The 17,180-nt window shown below is 39.3% G+C and carries 19 protein-coding genes; 2 read left to right on the forward strand and 17 right to left on the reverse strand.

Translation table 11 applies throughout. The annotated features are described in order from the left end of the window. Positions 1–955: 955 nt before the first annotated feature. The 5 genes from LEP1GSC061_RS10535 to LEP1GSC061_RS10555 form a co-directional block, all read right to left on the reverse strand. Positions 956–1,627 (reverse strand): hypothetical protein, encoded by a 672-nt coding sequence (locus LEP1GSC061_RS10535; RefSeq protein WP_040507426.1) that lies wholly within the window; start codon positions 1,625–1,627, stop codon positions 956–958. Positions 1,628–2,305: 678 nt separating this feature from the next. Further along, positions 2,306–2,893, reverse strand: a complete 588-nt coding sequence (locus tag LEP1GSC061_RS10540; RefSeq protein WP_040508525.1) for a hypothetical protein — start codon at positions 2,891–2,893, stop codon at positions 2,306–2,308. Between the two features lie 222 nt (positions 2,894–3,115). Beyond that, positions 3,116–3,988: a hypothetical protein gene (locus tag LEP1GSC061_RS10545; protein WP_016545752.1), complete on the reverse strand. Its 873-nt coding sequence runs from the start codon at positions 3,986–3,988 to the stop codon at positions 3,116–3,118. 209 nt (positions 3,989–4,197) lie between these two features. Next, the gene (locus tag LEP1GSC061_RS10550) at positions 4,198–5,010 is read right to left on the reverse strand and encodes a hypothetical protein (RefSeq protein ID WP_016545514.1); all 813 of its coding nucleotides are present in this window, start codon (positions 5,008–5,010) and stop codon (positions 4,198–4,200) included. A 15-nt stretch (positions 5,011–5,025) separates the two neighbouring features. Further along, a complete protein-coding gene (locus LEP1GSC061_RS10555; protein ID WP_016545435.1) occupies positions 5,026–5,232 on the reverse strand; it encodes a hypothetical protein in 207 nt (68 codons plus the stop codon). 495 nt (positions 5,233–5,727) lie between these two features. On the opposite strand from LEP1GSC061_RS10555, the gene LEP1GSC061_RS22125 reads away from it, so the two are divergent. Further along, the gene (locus tag LEP1GSC061_RS22125) at positions 5,728–5,823 is read left to right on the forward strand and encodes a TraY domain-containing protein (RefSeq protein ID WP_156844543.1); all 96 of its coding nucleotides are present in this window, start codon (positions 5,728–5,730) and stop codon (positions 5,821–5,823) included. A 16-nt stretch (positions 5,824–5,839) separates the two neighbouring features. Here the strand turns inward: LEP1GSC061_RS22125 and LEP1GSC061_RS10560 are convergent, their stop codons facing one another. The 5 genes from LEP1GSC061_RS10560 to LEP1GSC061_RS10580 form a co-directional block, all read right to left on the reverse strand. Beyond that, positions 5,840–6,562 carry a L,D-transpeptidase family protein gene (locus LEP1GSC061_RS10560; protein WP_016545512.1) on the reverse strand — a complete coding sequence of 241 codons (723 nt, stop codon included), beginning with the start codon at positions 6,560–6,562 and terminating at the stop codon, positions 5,840–5,842. Between the two features lie 209 nt (positions 6,563–6,771). Beyond that, complete coding sequence (locus LEP1GSC061_RS10565) at positions 6,772–7,353, reverse strand: DUF4136 domain-containing protein (protein WP_040508527.1); 582 nt, start codon at positions 7,351–7,353, stop codon at positions 6,772–6,774. Positions 7,354–7,569: 216 nt separating this feature from the next. Further along, positions 7,570–8,190 carry a hypothetical protein gene (locus tag LEP1GSC061_RS10570; RefSeq protein WP_040508528.1) on the reverse strand — a complete coding sequence of 207 codons (621 nt, stop codon included), beginning with the start codon at positions 8,188–8,190 and terminating at the stop codon, positions 7,570–7,572. Between the two features lie 187 nt (positions 8,191–8,377). Continuing rightward, complete coding sequence (locus LEP1GSC061_RS10575) at positions 8,378–8,797, reverse strand: hypothetical protein (RefSeq protein WP_156844544.1); 420 nt, start codon at positions 8,795–8,797, stop codon at positions 8,378–8,380. Between the two features lie 263 nt (positions 8,798–9,060). After that, positions 9,061–10,116: a hypothetical protein gene (locus LEP1GSC061_RS10580; protein WP_016545659.1), complete on the reverse strand. Its 1,056-nt coding sequence runs from the start codon at positions 10,114–10,116 to the stop codon at positions 9,061–9,063. A 422-nt stretch (positions 10,117–10,538) separates the two neighbouring features. On the opposite strand from LEP1GSC061_RS10580, the gene LEP1GSC061_RS10585 reads away from it, so the two are divergent. Further along, positions 10,539–10,730 carry a hypothetical protein gene (locus tag LEP1GSC061_RS10585; protein ID WP_156844545.1) on the forward strand — a complete coding sequence of 64 codons (192 nt, stop codon included), beginning with the start codon at positions 10,539–10,541 and terminating at the stop codon, positions 10,728–10,730. 556 nt (positions 10,731–11,286) lie between these two features. On the opposite strand, the gene merA is transcribed toward LEP1GSC061_RS10585, so the two are convergent. From merA to LEP1GSC061_RS10620, 7 genes are all read right to left on the reverse strand, one after another. Further along, the gene (gene merA, locus LEP1GSC061_RS10590; protein ID WP_040508532.1) at positions 11,287–12,939 is read right to left on the reverse strand and encodes a mercury(II) reductase; all 1,653 of its coding nucleotides are present in this window, start codon (positions 12,937–12,939) and stop codon (positions 11,287–11,289) included. A 30-nt stretch (positions 12,940–12,969) separates the two neighbouring features. Continuing rightward, the gene (gene merB, locus LEP1GSC061_RS10595) at positions 12,970–13,581 is read right to left on the reverse strand and encodes an organomercurial lyase (RefSeq protein WP_016545527.1); all 612 of its coding nucleotides are present in this window, start codon (positions 13,579–13,581) and stop codon (positions 12,970–12,972) included. Positions 13,582–13,600: 19 nt separating this feature from the next. After that, a complete protein-coding gene (locus LEP1GSC061_RS10600) occupies positions 13,601–13,897 on the reverse strand; it encodes a hypothetical protein (RefSeq protein ID WP_040508533.1) in 297 nt (98 codons plus the stop codon). Position 13,898: 1 nt separating this feature from the next. Continuing rightward, complete coding sequence (locus LEP1GSC061_RS10605) at positions 13,899–14,246, reverse strand: heavy-metal-associated domain-containing protein (RefSeq protein ID WP_040508535.1); 348 nt, start codon at positions 14,244–14,246, stop codon at positions 13,899–13,901. A gap of 47 nt (positions 14,247–14,293) precedes the next feature. Further along, positions 14,294–14,905: a mercuric transport protein MerTP gene (gene merTP, locus LEP1GSC061_RS10610; RefSeq protein ID WP_040508536.1), complete on the reverse strand. Its 612-nt coding sequence runs from the start codon at positions 14,903–14,905 to the stop codon at positions 14,294–14,296. A gap of 129 nt (positions 14,906–15,034) precedes the next feature. Next, a complete protein-coding gene (locus LEP1GSC061_RS10615; protein ID WP_198014262.1) occupies positions 15,035–15,400 on the reverse strand; it encodes a MerR family DNA-binding protein in 366 nt (121 codons plus the stop codon). A 685-nt stretch (positions 15,401–16,085) separates the two neighbouring features. After that, positions 16,086–17,120, reverse strand: a complete 1,035-nt coding sequence (locus tag LEP1GSC061_RS10620) for a tyrosine-type recombinase/integrase (RefSeq protein WP_016545713.1) — start codon at positions 17,118–17,120, stop codon at positions 16,086–16,088. Positions 17,121–17,180: the final 60 nt, after the last annotated feature.

The following is a 17,180-nucleotide window of genomic DNA, read 5'->3' on the forward strand; positions in this document are numbered from 1 at the left end:
GAAGCAAGCCCGAAGCGATGCGGCAAGTTGGCAGTTAAGCGAAGTTACGCCTCAAACACACTGCAATTTAATTCAATTTCACTACTTGGACGAAAGTCCAATAGTATGAAATTCCCTTATTCCAAAGTATCGCGCTCCCCTTTCGGGATTGGATAAAATGGAACCATAAGCTTCCGCAGGACGCTTAAATATCAAGATGCAATCCCTGGCGACGGCACCAGCTCGCATTGGGGAGCGCTAAAACTCTGAAAAATTTTCTATGTTTTGAGAACCAAGGCCGCACGCATCCGAGCTTCAAAAAATAAAAAACAAAATCCGGCGGAATTTCGCTTAACGACCAAGGCTTGACGACGTTCGCGACTCTGAGCCTCGAAGAGGCGTTAGAGCCAGGCGCGACCTTTTGCCAAGCAAAAGTCGTGACTGGAGCCAATGTAGCCGAAGGCCAAGCAAGGGTTGCGAAGCAAGCCCGAAGCGATGCGGCAAGTTGGCAGTTAAGCGAAGTTACGCCTCAAACACATTGCAATTTAATTCAATTTCACTACTTGGACGAAAGTCCAATAGCATCCAAATTTACTAGCCCCAAAGTATCGCGCTCCCCTTTCGGGATTGGATAAAATGGAACCATAAACTTCCGCAGGACGCTCAAATACCAAGATGCAATCCCTGGCGACGGCACCAGCTCCATTGGGGAGCGCTTACACTCTGAAAAATTATCTATGTTTTAGAACCAAATCCGCACGCCTCCGAGCTTCAAAAAATAAAAAAACAAAATCCGGCGGAATTTCGCTTAACGACCAAGGCTTGACGACGTTTCGCGAGTCCGAAGGACTTGGCGCGAGACTTGCTTTTGCAAGGCGAGTGACAAAGCGAAATGTGGCGAAGCCTGGAGCGAGGGTGCGCAAGCATCCCGAAGCGTAACGCCAAGCCGATAGTTAGCCGCAGTGATTCTTGCTTCTCATAAAGATTTAAATGGTCTTTTTTGATTTTGATAAATTGACAACATCTCTTGAAAACTTAGCTCTTCAATTCGAATGTTATTTTTCGCAATCTTTCCTTTTTTAAGCCTTAAACTAATTCTCTTTCCTTCCTTTATAGTAACTCGGGCAGAAAACTGACCCTCTAATGTAACTGGGTTAAAAAGAGGCGGACACAATAGAGTTCCCGCATTTGCTATAAGCAAATGTTCACCTCCTTCTATTAACAAATCCTTCATTTCCTTCCACCATGGATCTTTGATACTATGCTCAATTTTCTGCACATGAAGGTAATCGCCCAATCTTTTACCTATTTCTTGTAATCTCCTAGACACAGGGGTATATAGTAGTCTCAAGGGTTCGTATCCGTCATCGAGTTCAATTATAAGAATAGAAACCTTATCTATATTTGAAAAGACTCTCTCAATCTCCTTCCCAAGTATGGCAATTTGCCAGCCCTTTTTGATGTGCTTAGCTACATTAGCCATATTGGATATATGCTCGCGTAAACGAGCTTCAATTCCACAGCGAAGCTCAAAGGCAGCATAGAACATATGATCTCTTTTACCAGTTTTCAGACAATGAAATGCTCTTTTTAAATAGTCCTCTGGTAAAAACGAATACTCTAAATCTTTTTGGCGTTTTTTATTCATTATACTGGCTAAGTATCGAGAATCATTGCGGCTAACGACGTTGGCTTGCCGACGTTTTGCAATGGCACGAGACTTGCCCTGCAAGGCGAGTGACAGAAGCAAAATGTGCCGAAGGCCAAGCAAGGGTTGCGAAGCAAGCCCGAAGCGATGCGGCAAGTTGGCAGTTAAGCGAAGTTACGCCTCAAACACGTTGCAATTTAATTCAATTTCACTACTTGGACGAAAGTCCAATAGTATTAAATTCCCTTATTCCAAAGTATCGCGCTCCCCTTTCGGGATTGGATAAAATGAAACCATATACTTCCGCAGGACGCTCAAATACCAAGATGCACAGCCTGGCGACGGCACCAGCCTCCATTGGGGAGCGCTAAAACTCTGGAAAATTTCCTATGTTTTAGAACCAAATCCGCACGCTTCCGAGCTTCTAAAAATAAAAAAACAAAATCCGGCGGAATTTCGCTTAACGACCAAGGCTTGACGACGTTTCGCGAGTCCGAAGGACTTGGCGCGAGGCTTGCTCTGCAAGACGAGTGACAAAGCGAAATGTGCCGCAGGCCAAGCGAAGGTCGCGAAGCGATCCTGAAGCGCAGCGTCAGAGCCGACAGTTATGCGACGTTTCATAATTGTTTCTCACAATTTAAAACGCTTTTTAGGTTTAGTAATATTGCTCAAATTCCGTTAACCAGTTTTAAAATATTCTATGAATTTCTTAAAGCTAAACCCAAAGCCATTAAAATTAGGTTCTAATATTAATGAGTCAAATATCGCTCCGCCAATTCCTTTCTTTACATCCTTCGAGATTGTGAAATCTACGAGATCTTTTTGCTCAATAATATCTTCAAATACCTTTTCAATTAATGCAATCGCCTCAGTCTCATTCTTACAAAACTTTTTGAAAGGTATCAAAATAAGTTTTAAATCATCTGATTCTGAAGATAGCAAAATTGAATTTCGCTTCTTCAAATCATCCGCGGAGTCTCGAAAGAAATTCGGATGTTTGTTAGTTATTAATAGACCTGGTAATAGATCCTTAGCATCGAGGCCATTGATTCGGTGCCATGAAAAAACTTCATTACTAAAATGCCCTAACTCAGTTCCTTTTACAATTACTGCTTTATTTTTCGCAGCAAGATTAGCCATCTTATCGAAATTCTTCCTCAATGTCTTTCCTATAGGCTCTTCCCAACCGTAATCCAACAAATATATGAAATAGTTTCTTTTTGCAGAAGTGGGCAAATTTTCGAGTGAATGAATAACTAGTCCCATATATTTTTACCTCACGGAATGAGTTTTATCTTCTTGATCAAGTTTTTTGTGAAATGTCGCATAACGACCAAGGCTTGACGACGTTTCGCGAGTCCGAAGGACTTGGCACGAGACTTGCTCTGCAAGGCGAGTGACAAAGCGAAATGTGCCGGAGGCCAAGCGAGAGTGCGAAGCATCTCGAAGCGCAGCGACAAGCCGATAGTTAGACGCAGTGCAGTTGCTTTAACGAATACTATTAATCTGAGTTTGGGTATCTTTCTTTAAACGATTAATATTGTCTTCGCTAAGGAGCAATTTCATCCCCTGTTCTACATGTAAAGGATGTAAATCCAATGTCGGTGCTTCTCTGAGAATCTGAAATTGAATGGTCTTTCCTTGACTTTGAGGCCTATAAGCTACTATCAAACCAATTTCGAAGGAACTCACAAGATCCAATATTCCATCATCTGTTAGCTTTGAGATTAAGTCTTGAACAAGTTTCCCTCGGTACTGAGAATCAAAAAAGCAGAGGTATGATTCCTGACAATATCTTAAGTAACTTGCCGTTTGTTGAATGTGAGTGATATTAGGGTAAGTAGGTTTAACTTCAAAGGCAGTCAATTTCGGAAACAAACCTGCGTGAAAAAGTAATTGGTAAGTCGTAACTGCTACTAAATCTGCATTTTCCCATTTCTTGCCTGTGATTTTTTCTGACCGATTCTCAACAATAGTATATCTTTCTAAAGACAATAAAAAATCATTAAGTGGTTTATATAGCTCGTTTTCTTTAAGCTTTAGCGTACTTGCTTCAAAATCGTATTGTTTAAGATAATTCTTTATCTTAGTAATATTAGCAGCATTAAGCCCTTCCGTGATACTCAGACCTTGCCCCCTCTTAATATCGATTCCACCAGTTCGTCGAACTTTTTTTTCAACTCTACCCGACTCTTCCAAAGCAGTAATAACATAGCTATAGGAATCAGGATCGTTTATGATATCTAATATTTCTTCTTTAGTGAGTGAATATATTCCCTGCTTACTTCTCTCAATTAAAGAATCGAAAACAGCTTTTATTTCTTCTATGAGTTCTTCAGATTTGTTTACTTTTGTAGCCATATTTTCTTTCCTAATAATATTAATTTCAACTGCATTGCGTCTAACGACCAAGGCTTGACGACGTTTCGCGAGTCCGAAGGACTTGGCATGAGACTTGCTCCGCAAGGCGAGTGACAAAGCGAAATGTGCCGAAGGCCAAGTGAGGGTTGCGCAGCAATCCCGAAACGCAGCGTCAGAGCCGACAGTTAGCCGACGTATCAAGGGGCTCTCTATTTTTTAACTAATTTCAAAGCCTCAGTTAATGCATTTATACTAAGCTTCTCATCCTTATTTAAAGATGAATATGGATTACTACCCAATGTGTAGATACTTCGAGCAACTTCTTCAAGAAATTTAGCCTTGCTCCCGTTGTCTTCTGATGGAATAGAGTCATACAACAAGCGAAATGAATCTAAAACATTTCTTCTATGTGAATTTGCAGTATATAAAACTTTATTAATTCCATAGTTCTTTAGCGAGAAACGGGCTAGGTATAACAAAATTGCTAAAATAGCAACTTTCTTGAAAATATCCGGTAAAACTTCAAGAAAGCTATATTCATCAAATATTAAAAGAGAATAATCAATATCAAATTTTAGTATTACTATGACAATTCCGATTAAGTTAAGAGAAAAAAAGAACAACCATTTCTCCGCTGCTCCAAAAAACTTATTCTTCCAAAATTTAAGTAAATCGACAAATTCTATCTTTGAGCTTGAATATTTCTCTGCTTCAGCACCAAATATTTTTGCAAACGTTGCAGTAGTAACTTTTGATGCTTCTACTCTTAATGAATCAATTAATTCATTTGCTTGAGTAACTTTAGTTTTAAGATCACTCGACAAATCTTGAATTTCTTTTAAATCAACTTTCTCAGCATCTAGACTTAATACAAAGGCTGCTAATTGTAAAAATGGTGGCTGCCCCTGCAATGGTGAATTATTATAAGAATAGATTAAATTTACGAAATTTGATAAACGTCCATATATCTCAGCCACATTCCCACCTAAGCCGGTAAATAGCCCAGTCAACTCCCCAATCAAGGAGGAAATACTTCCTCAATAATTCAATAAACCTCCCACTATCCCATCATCAATATCGTGTCTCAAAGCTGTTTTTAGGATTCTTTCATAGTCCGCTAGAAAAAGACGGAATCTTTCAAGGTGCTCCTTGGCAGGTGATGAAGGCTGCGGTTTATTTAGATCCTGATAGGCGCGAATTTCTTTTAAATATTGTTCCAAAAGTTGAGTATAACTGTTTTGCATATTATTTCCTTGATATGTCGGCTAACGACCGAGCCTTGCTGACGTTTTGCGCTGGCACAAGTTTGCGAATGCAAGCGCAGTGACAGTAGCAAAATGTGGCGTTAGCCCGGAGCGAGAGTCGCGTTAGCGAGCTCGAAGCGCAGCAGCAGAGGCGAAAGTTAAGCGAAGTTCCGCCTCAAATACGATGCAATTTAATATATTTTGCTATCTGGACAAAAGTCCAATAGTATCCAAATTTACTAGCGCCAAAGAATCGCGCTCCCCTTTCGGGATTGGATCAAATGTAAACATGAGCTTCCGCAAGGCGCATAAATACCGAGATGCAATACCCTGGCGACGGCACCAGCTTACATTGGGGAGCGCTCTAAAGCTACAAGATTTACTATGCTTACTAAATGAATCCACATGCTTCCGAGCTTCTAAAAATAATAAAACAACTTCCGGCGGAATTTTGCTTAACGACCAAGGTGTTCCGACGTTTGCGATGGCACGAGTTTGCTCTGCAAACGAAGTGACAGAAGCAAATGTGGCGAAGCCCGAGCGAGAGTTGCGTTAGCAAGCTCGAAGCGAAGCGGAAGCACCGATAGTTAGTCGCAGTGATGGAACATTAGAATGATGATTTTATTCCTGTCTCATTCAATGTATTTCGTATATTTCTATATAGTTCTGCGGTCCAACTCGGATAGTTTAGATTTTCTACCAAAGTAACTTTATCATTGGGGGAAATTACTATATTTACATTTTCCTTTCCAGCTCGTGCGGTTAAAACAAACAAATCCTCAGCTACTTCATCGCCCATTGCCAAACAACCAATCGATGCTGTATCCCCATGGATAAATATATTACCACCAAGTTCTGTACGACCATCAATCAAAGCTTTCGCTTTATCGAACTGATTTGGATAATCTAATTTTAAAGAAAGATGATAATGGCTGTTTGGATTTAATCCAATGACTTTATAAATTCCCTCAGGTATTTGCCGATCACCCTCAATTAATTTAGGTCCTAATTGACCGCTAACACCTAATATATCAAAAGATTGAATATGAATATATCTTCCTTTTGATTTCGTCCATAATTCTAAACGACGATTCTGCTTATAGGCAATTAACATGAGTTGACTCGGCGGATAAGAAGCACCTTTCTCGATAAACAATTCCGAATATTTTAAATCAACCCGACTTCCTATATTATTTAAAACCATTTCTACTGTTTTTCTACCACGCAGTGCATGATAGTACTCGATCAAATTATTAGGTCCAAAAAGAAAGATTGAGATTGCAAAGATCAATAACGCGATAAACAAGAAAATTTTATTTCTTTTATTCATAATTTTAATTATTCCATCATTGCGACTAACGACCAAGGCTTGACGACGTTTCGCGAGTGCGTAAGCACTTGGCACGAGTTTTGCTCAGCAAAACGAGTGACAAAGCGAAATGTGCCGGAGGCCAAGCGAAGGTTGCGAAGCAATCCTGAAGCGCTGCGTCAGAGCCGACAGTTAGACGCTGAAGCTTAATTAATAAAAAAATATGGATGTTAGTTACATGACCAATCCATATTCGGAAAATGATCTTTTATTTCACCTACTTCGGAATTCCCCCAGAAAAATGTTCTCTTTTTATTCAATAAATCCGAAGGATAATTTTCAAAAATAGCTGTAAGTAATTCCGGCATTGTCACCCCTAAAAGACCACATTCCGTTTCATCTTCTATCACATTACCTGTCCAAAGTATTGATTGCTTTTTATCGGTAATCGTAATACTCAAAGATTTCATAAAAAGAGGAACTACCAATACATTTATTGTTGCCATATTACTTCCAATCGCATTAGCAACGCCATGTCTCAAGTTACCTTTCTGGGACACCGAGGCAGTCAAATTAAAATAATAATCGGGATTTTCTTTACTCTCACTGAGACCGATTTTCTTCAACTTCACTGATAACATTTTCGCAAATATGCTTTGTTGAGCATCCGTAGATTGGTACTTAATATGAAATTTGCCTACTGCTGGTCCATTAGTATTTACTGCGTTAGTTCTTGTAGATGCTGTTACGCAATGGACAAAGTATAAACCAAAATAAATTATACCTACGACTTGAAATATTTTCTTTTTCATAACTCTGGTTGCTTTCCTTATTTATATAGTAAATTATTTTAATTAAGCTTTTGCGTCTAACGACCAAGGCTTGACGACGTTTCGCGAGTCCGTAAGGACTTGGCGCGAGTTTTGCTCAGCAAAAAGAGTGACAAAGCGAAATGTGCCGGAGGCCAAGCGAGAGTGCGCAAGCATCTCGAAGCGCTGCGTCAGAGCCGATAGTTAGGCGAAGTGATATTAATTCGCAAATAAATTAGGCATCCATTTTTTTAACAATTTTTCAGATTCATCGATCTGCATTGACATCATTTCTCGTTCTAAAATCAAGCGTTCACGTTCAAATGAAAAAAGCACAATGATGGTAATTGTATTTAGATAAATTGCTGATTTTGTTTTTGAAAGAATCAGTTTCTTAAACTCTTCACTCAGAGGATTCTCATTGTTAATATTGAATGAATTAATGAAGTTTTTTTTATCACTTGGACTCATGTTTTTAATCAACTTTTTAAATGAAAAAGAAATTTCCTCGGGATCATGAGCTAATCTATTCCTAAGTTGCGAAATTGATTGGATATATCTTTTAATACTATTTGAACACAAGTCTAAATCTTTTAATAATTCAACTTTTGCATTAAGCGAAAGTCTATTAAAATACTTTTCGAATTTTTGATCCCCAGATTTTGCAATTAGTAAATTTAAAACCGATGACTCCAAAACGGCCTGAGATTTTATAATAAAAGACCAATCGTCATCCTTAATTATTTTATTAAACTTTCTTTCGTATTCTTTAGATCTATCGAGCGTTGATTTTGATAGTTTTTTGAATAAATCTAGAAGTGATTTTTCATGAAGTGCCATTATATTCTCTTACCATATAATTATATCATTTCGCCTAACGACCAAGGTGTTCCGACGTTTGCGATGGCACGAGTTTGCTCATGCAAACGAAGTGACTGAAGCAAATGTGGCGTAGCCCAAGCGAGAGTTGCGTAAGCAAGCTCGAAGCGCTGCGGAAGCACCGATAGTTATGCGAAGTAAGCGTCTATTAAGCAAAAAATCTTCTACCAATTCCGAAATTAATTAATTTAGTTTCTTCAATATTGACTTTAATTAAATCGGCTTTAAATTTATTGTTTCTACAAGAAATCAAATAGTCATATCTTTCTTTCGCATTCTTCCAATATTTCCTTTCATAACTCGTCAGTGGAAGGGCCATAATCTGATCTTTCTGATTCTTTATCCTCTTTGGATTAAATAATGAAACTTCTACTATAGGATTCGCCGTTTCAATAGTTCCATTATAGTCCATTAATCCAATTTCAAAATGACTATTAAATTGTTCTACAAAATCAATTTTATCTAATATGGCCTCACCGTTTCTTTTGGTTTTTGGAAACAAAATAGAATAAGAGTTCTTACTTCCAGAAAAGACTTCAAACTGAATAATGATTTCTTCAAGATTCATTGAATTTTTACAATTCAATTTAATATGTAAATTGTCAGGGAAAATCATATACCCAATTTCTATATTTACTTGTTAAAATAAATTTGTAGCTTATTTCGCATAACGACCAAGGGTTGGCGACGTTTCGCGAGTGCGTTAGCACTTGGCGCGAGACTTGCTTTGCAAGACGAGTGACAAAGCGAAATGTGGCGAAGCCTGGAGCGAGGGCGCGTAAAGCGACCCGAAGCGTAACGCCAAGCCGAAAGTTATACGCAGTGGAGACGTTAAAAACCTAGTTTATTATAGGCTTTCAACAATCTAATAGTATCATAGCCATCGATAATAGAGAAATATTTTAGATCATGTATTCGTGACGCATATGCACGCATTAAACTTCTAACTTGCGGCGTTATCTCATGGCAATGTTGAATAATTGCTATTTTTACTGGCTCAGAAAAAAGACGATCAATTTGGTCAGAATTTTTCCCGAGGTGTTTTAGAGTCATCGGGCTGAAGTTCGCTGGTCCTTTGAAAAGAAATGCTGTCGGCGTTTTGCTCTTTTTAAACGTAACATTGCTAGAGAATAAGTCTGATTTTTCGCCTCCCCAATCTTTTGGTACAGTATTTTCTCCGATTATTTCTGCGAATGCATGCTTTATATCTTTCTCTGGAATCGATTTTAATTTCGTCAAAACAGGTCTCGTTGTCTCTTTATCGGTTACATCAAAAACTTTGGCGAATGAATCAATTGATCCTATCGACAACTCCCCATAATCAAATATAGGAGAAATCATTGTTGCTTTGCCTTCGTCAACATGAAGATCACCTATAATATATGGTCTTGCCTTTACTTCGTTTTTTTCTACTGATTCAATGTAAGCTAATGAATATAATCTAGAATTTCCAGAAAGCCTACCCCAAGCTGAATCGGTCATTAATTTTCCGGGATGATATAAAATTCTCAATTTCCTATTATTATCAAATTCAATTTTTGTATGAATTTCTGCAACTGCATCGACAGGCAAATCTTTATATTGTTTCTTATATTTAGCTAGTCCTGAGCAGTAAAAGTGATGATATATTTGAAATATAGAACCATTCGATATTTTGCCTTTGACTAACAATTCCTCATAAGAGGGAAAATTGCTACATGAGATATACTTTTCTAACTCTTCTTTCAACAAATTTCGGCTTATACTCGCTGGCGAGAGAGGGCTTACTGTCCCGGTAACGCTAAGTAGGCTATTAGCCGCATTTACCACATTTACAGTCCCTAGTAATTGCGAGATTCGATCTGGATTTAAATACCAAGCAGTAATTCTGATATTTTGATTATCCATATAATTTCTCCATTGCGTATAACGACCGAGCCTTGCTGACGTTTTGCGTTGGCACGAGTTTGCCCTGCAAACGAAGTGACAGTAGCAAAATGTGCCGAAGGCCGGAGCGAGAGTCGCGTTAGCGAGCTCGAAGCGCAGCAGCAGAGGCGAAAGTTAAGCGAAGTTCCGCCTCAAATACGATGCAATTTAATATATTTTGCTATCTGGATAAGAGTCCAATAGTATCCAAATTTACTAACACTGAAAGATCGCGCTCCCCTTTCGGGATTGGATCAAATGTAAACATGAGCTTCCGCAAGGCGCATAAATACCGAGATGCAATACCCTGGCAACGGCACCAGCTTACATTGGGGAGCGCTCTAAAGCTACAAGATTTACTATGCTTAGCAAATGAATCCACACACTTCCGAGCTTCTAAAAATATGAAAACAAATTCCGGCGGAATTTTGCTTAACGACGTTGGCTTGCCGACGTTGGCGACTCTGAGCCTCGAAGAGGCGTTAGAGCCAGGCGCGACCTTTTGCCAAGCAAAAGTCGTGACTGGAGCCAATGTGCCGAAGGCCAAGCAAGGGTTGCGAAGCAAGCCCGAAGCGATGCGGCAAGTTGGCAGTTAAGCGAAGTTACGCCTCAAACACGTTGCAATTTAATTCAATTTCACTACTTGGACGAAAGTCCAATAGTATGAAATTCCCTTATTCCAAAGTATCGCGCTCCCCTTTCGGGATTGGATAAAATGGAACCATAAGCTTCCGCAGGACGCTTAAATATCAAGATGCAATCCCTGGCGACGGCACCAGCTCGCATTGGGGAGCGCTAAAACTCTGAAAAATTTCCTATGTTTTAGAACCGAATCCGCACGCTTCCGAGCTTCTAAAAATAAAAAAACAAAATCCGGCGGAATTTCGCTTAACGAACTAGCTAACCGACGTAGGCTGGCCCTGAGCCTCGTAGAGGCGTTAGGGATTGGCACGAGGCTTGCGTAAGCAAGAGGAGTGCCAAAAGCCTATGTGCCGAAGGCCGAGCGAGGGCGCAAGTCCCGAAGCGAAGTGGTTAGCGGCAGTTGTGCGATGGGCAGAGCGCCTCTTCTGATTTTTTTTCCAAATTCTTAACCCCGCCCCCTCTTAACCGCTGTAGCACAGGAGGTGCGAAAGCGGTTCGATTATTTGATTGTTAGCTGGCACAGCAACTCAGTTTTGATACATCCTTTCCGAACGTTATAGCTGCTAATTTGATGCCTTCTCCCAAAGTCAAATAAGGGTAGAAACTGTCTGCTAAGTCTTTCACCATTATTCCGTATTTGATTGCCATACTTAATTGTTGTATGAGTTCTCCACCTTCGGGTGCGACTACTCTTGCACCTATAAGTTTGTCAGTTTCCGAGTTACGAATGAGTTTGATGAAACCCCTTGTGTCGTTGGCTGCTATGGCTCTCGGTACGTCTTTCAATTCCAATTTTGACACTTCAAACGGAATGCCTTTTGATTCTGCCTGTGCTTCATCTAAACCTGCCCCTGCAATTTGTGGGTCAGTAAACACCACCCAAGGTAAAGAAGAATAATCGGCTTTATTATCTGTTCCTGAGAACGCATTTTCAACGGCAATTTTACCTTCAAAAGCGGCTGTATAAACAAATGCAGGGGTGTTGGTTACGTCACCTGCTGCGTAAATGTTAGGTAGATTGGTTTCCATTTTTTCATTTACAGCGATATGTCCGCTTTTGGTGAGTTCCAAACCAATGTTATCTAACCCTAATTGGCTTGTATTGGCTTTTGTGCCTGTGGCAATTACTACCTTACCTTTTTCTATAATTTGCGTAAATGAACCGTCAGGACATTTACAGTGAATGATGGTTTCATTCCCTTGTTTCTCGAATTTCACGGCTCTGAAATTAGGTAAGATTTCAATGCCTTCTTTTCGCATTTGGGTTTCCAATGCTTCACTGATGTCTGGGGTTTGTGTCCGTAGAACACGGTCGGTAAATTCAATGATTCGGACTTTAACGCCTAAACGATTGTACGCCATTGCAATTTCCAAACCTATGTAACCTGCTCCCATAATGGTCAAGCTTTCGGGTTTTTCTTCCAAGTCGAAAAGGGAAACGTTGGTCAAGTAGTCAATTTTGTCCAATCCTTCAATAGTCGGAATGTTGGTCGTAGCTCCCGCAGCAATTAAAAATTTGAAGGCTTTGTATTCCTTGCCGTCAACTTCAATGATTTTATTGTCTTTGAAAGTTGCCCAACCTTTTAGCATAGTCAAGTTTTCAAAATCGCTTACCACATCCATATATTTTTTCTCTTGAAGTGTGGCTACTAATTTTTTCTTGTCTTTGATGATTTGAGCGAAATCAATATCAACTCCTTTTGGCTTGATGCCTTCAAAGTTGGAATGTGTAGCGTGATAAGCCGACTCGCCTGCACGAATAAGATTTTTAGAAGGCACACAACCCACGTTGACACAAGTACCGCCAAAGTCCAAACCACCGTTTACCATTAAGGTCGATAAACCTAAACTTTCGGCTTTGATAGCTGCCGAAAATGCAGCCGAACCACCACCGATAATTATTAAATCAAATTGATTATTCCTACTATTTCCATTTTCAGAAATTTCACTTTTTACACGATAGTTTTTTGTGCCGTTAATGGTATTGATGATTTCTTCTTTACTTGTTTTGGTAGGGTCAAAAGAACATTCACAAGTAGCTTTTGGGTAGCTCACATTGGCTTCTTTAACACCCTCATTTTGTGAAAGCATTTTTTTTATTCCTGTGGCACAATGGTCGCAGGTCATACCTGCAATTTCCAATTTTATTTTTTCTTCTTTCATCTTATTTTTTTAATTTATTTAGGACTATACTTAACAACATTTCATTCCTATGTTTTTAGGCTCAAAGAAATCCTCAAGCGTCAATATTTTTCCATCAGGATTATTTTTTAACCATTGTTTTGCTGTTCTTTCGCTTGCAAAAAATGAAACGTGATTACATAGCGACCCTTTAATATTGCAGGTGTCAACAGATTCTAACCAAGAAATAAATAAAGGATAAGGAGTTGTCCATAATAGCTGACCTCCGTTTATTTGTAATTCGATGGGAGAGTTATCAATCGGGTCAGTTGAATGAACATTGGCTTCTACACCTAACCATTCAGCAAACAGAATGGCATCTACTACACACCATGTGTATAACATCTTACCATTTACAATAAAGCGATGTTTGGTAGGAACTGTAGATAGACCAGAAAATGCAATAATATTTCCTTGTACATCGGTTTCGCCCAGTTTATTCAAAATAGCGTCCGCTTTATCTTTGGACACTTTTATTAGTTTATAAAATCTGTTTTTAGATATAGAACTGCCTAGCATCAATTCTTGAAATATTCGTAAAATAAAATCGCTATTCTTTATCTTAAATTCAGAAAAAAGAATGTCGTTTAATTGACCGTCAATATATTTTCGTTGATTTTTCATAAGTTTTCTATTTGGGGTTTTACTGCAAACATGCTTTACTTCCTATAATATCGCCATCTGATACACTCCAGATATAAGAAAGACCATCTCCTGTTGCTGTAGCTGTTACTTTTGTGGTTGCCCCAATTGCAATGGTGCTTTGTTCCGCACTCAAATCTGTGTAAGAAATGGTCGAAGTACCTGTTGGGGTGGAAGAATTAGTACCGGGAGTTGAAGAATTTGTTGGTTTTACTTCCGGTTCCTGTACTTCTTTATTACAACTAGCTACTATCATCCCGATAGTAACAATGCCTAAAATTAATTTTACAGTTTTCATATTATTTAGAATTTTCTTTAATGATTTCGGCTTTATAACCTGTTTTTTCAATTACTTTTATGATAGCTTCAGGATTTGTTTTGCTTGGGTCGTACTGGATAGTTGCCAAATCGCCTGGATATTCCACTTTGTGTTCAATAATGCCGTCCACTTCTTTGAGGGCATTTGAAATGTGGTTGGAGCAACCTGCACAAGTCATTCCCGTTATTTTCAATTTCAGGGTTTTACCTTCTTGCTGGTTTGTATTTGCTGTTTGTGCTTTACTGTCAGTCGGTTTGCAACATTGAGCATTAAGCTGAGCAATTCCAATTAGGAACAAAGCACTCAATAGAATTAAATTCTTTTTCATAGTATAATTATTTAATTAAGTTCTTAAATACGAGGGGCAAAAAAATACTATTTCTTGCCAACCACTTTGTAACCTGTACCGTTGATGGCTTCTTCAATTTGAGCAAGACTCACTTTGGTTTGGTCAAATTCTACTTTGGCAGTCGCTTCTTCATAAATCGCATCTACCTTAACAATGCCTGGCAATTTGTTCACATCATTTTCTACGTGTGAAGCACAACCATTGCAAGTCATTCCTTTTACATCAAAAGTTACCGTTTGGATGTCAGAAGCATTGACGATTACAACTTCCTTGTTGTCGTTTGAAGGATAGAAAATGTGTGCGTAGTTCGGAAAAGCGAGCATCAAGGCTGCAAATACGGTTACAATTCCCAAGAATGTTTTGGTCTGCATAAAGGGTTTCTTTTCGTCTTCTTCGCAATCACATTGAATTTCTTCGGCTGTTCGTGGTTTGAGTTTCTGATACCAAGCAAAACCCAACACCAAAACAGTGATACCGATTAGATAAGGTCTTGCTGGTTCCATCCACGAAAATGTAGATGCCACTCCTGACGCTCCTGAAATAAGAGCCAATACAGGTGTAATGCAGCAAAGTGATGCTGCTACTGCCGTGAATACTCCTGCACCAATGTATGTTCCAGTGTTTTTCTTTTTATCCATAATAAATCTCCTTTAAAGTTCTATTTACTATTTAGACAACCCTCTACATACTACAGGGTTACAAAAAAAAATGAATATTTTGCGTTTTTTGAGTCAGCAAAGAAAGGAAATAGATGTTTAAGGCTTGCTTCAGTCATTCAGTGCGGCCAAAATTGGGCAATCTACCGTAAGTTTTTTTTCACTGCATGATAAAGATAAGTCATAAAGAATTTTTTTCATTTTTTTGAGCATAGTAATCTTATTCTGAATTTCATCAATTTTAATTTTAGCTTTTTTATTTACCGCGTTACAGGTATTTTTATTAGAAACCTGTAAATTTAATAATTCGGATATTTCTTTTAAAGTAAAACCAAGTTGCTTTGCACTTTTTATAAATCTTAACCTTTTTACAGTATCTTCGGAAAATATGCGGTACCCAGATTCAAGCCTTTCTAATGGTTTTATTAATTCTTTTCTTTCATAAAACCGGATAGTTTCAATATTTACTTCCGCCAATTTTATAGGTATTCATTTAACTACCTCCTGTCCAACAATATAATCTCTGTACTATAGTACAGAGTCAAGGGTTTTACATGTTTTTTAGTTTTTTAAGCCCGACACGGATGTCGGGCGCTCTTGGGGGCGGGGTTAAGAATTTATTTTTATTCTGTAAAGTCTTGGCGCTCTGCCTTTCGCACAACGACGTTGGCTTGCCGACGTTTTGCAATGGCACGAGACTTGCTCTGCAAGGCGAGTGACAGACGCAAAATGTGCCGAAGGCCAAGCAAGGGTTGCGAAGCAAGCCCGAAGCGATGCGGCAAGTTGGCAGTTAAGCGAAGTTACGCCTCAAACACACTGCAATTTAATACAATTTCACTACTTGGACGAAAGTCCAATAGTATGAAATTCCCTAATGCCAAAGAATCGCGCTCCCCTTCGGGATTGGATAAAATGTAAACATGAGCTTCCGCAAGGCGCATAAATACCAAGATGCAATACCCTGGCACGGCACCAGCTGGCATTGGGGAGCGCTAAAACTCTGAATAATTACCTATGTTTTAGAACCAAATCCGCACGCTTCCGAGCTTCGAAAAATAAAAAAACGAAATCCGGCGGAATTTCGCTTAACTGAGAATTTCTGAATAAGCGTGCTATAGCCCCAGAAGCCAGGGTTGCCGAAGTTGCGTGATAATGGCACGTACTAAATCTCATCCAGCGGGCTTTTAATCTTAGCGACTGACGGATTGACGATCCTGGCGTAGATCTCCGTAGTCTTGACCGAAGCATGACCCAAGAGAGTTTGGATGAGTTTAATTGAGGTACCATTCTCCAGAAGGTGAATTGCAAATGCGTGTCTAAGATCGTGGATCGAGACGTCTTTGGCGACCTTCGCCTTGGATTTTGCGAGATGAAAAATATTTTCCGCGGAACGAACACTAAGGGCCGATCCGGTCTTCATTCCGGGAAAGATCCAAGACCTTGGCCCGTTCCTATCGATCACACTCTTTAGGCCCTCAATACATTGCCCGGGCAAAAGAGAGAATCTGTCCTTCTTCCCTTTTCCCTGCCGAATCCGGATCGATTTTCTTTCCCAATCTATATCGGTCCCTCTCAATCCGATGACCTCGCTGACTCTAAGTCCGGATCCATAGCAAATCTGCAATAGTAATCTATGCTTCGGATTGCTTAGAGAAGAAAGGATTCTCCGTACTTCTTCCCTACTCAAGGACTCGGGGATCCTCTTCTCTTTTTTTGGTAAAGGATAATTCTTAAGAATATCTTTTCTTATGATGATTTTATAATAGAATTTTACAGCCTGTAAAATCAGACGAATCGATACCGAAGCTAGACCTTTCTCGTAAAGGCCATCCAGATACTCTCTAATTTCATAGTCTCGGATCCGGTAAGGATGCTTTCCGATATTTCGGATAAGCGCTTTATTATATAGAATGTAGGTTCTCTGGGTCTTTTTGCTATAATTTCTCCGTACCATCTCCGTTTTTAACGGCATGAGAAGAATTTCCGGTTCGGTATCGATGCATTCTCCGTATTCCCGGATGAATTCGGAAAGATTGGATTCGGAAAAGGGAATTTTCCAGATTCTCTTGGATGAATCCCAAAAGGAATTTCGAATATTCTTAATTCGAGTGATTAATTCGGAATCGTAAGGGAAGGAAATCGCCGCATACGAGCGGCCGTTTTCCCAAATCCGGAGGACATGGATGCGATTGGTCATGCCCTAATCCTACGAAATAGCTAAATATTTGTATAGTTAAAAATGAAGGAGCCTGTACGT

This window comes from Leptospira wolffii serovar Khorat str. Khorat-H2 (genome assembly GCF_000306115.2).
Lineage (GTDB): Bacteria > Spirochaetota > Leptospiria > Leptospirales > Leptospiraceae > Leptospira_B > Leptospira_B wolffii.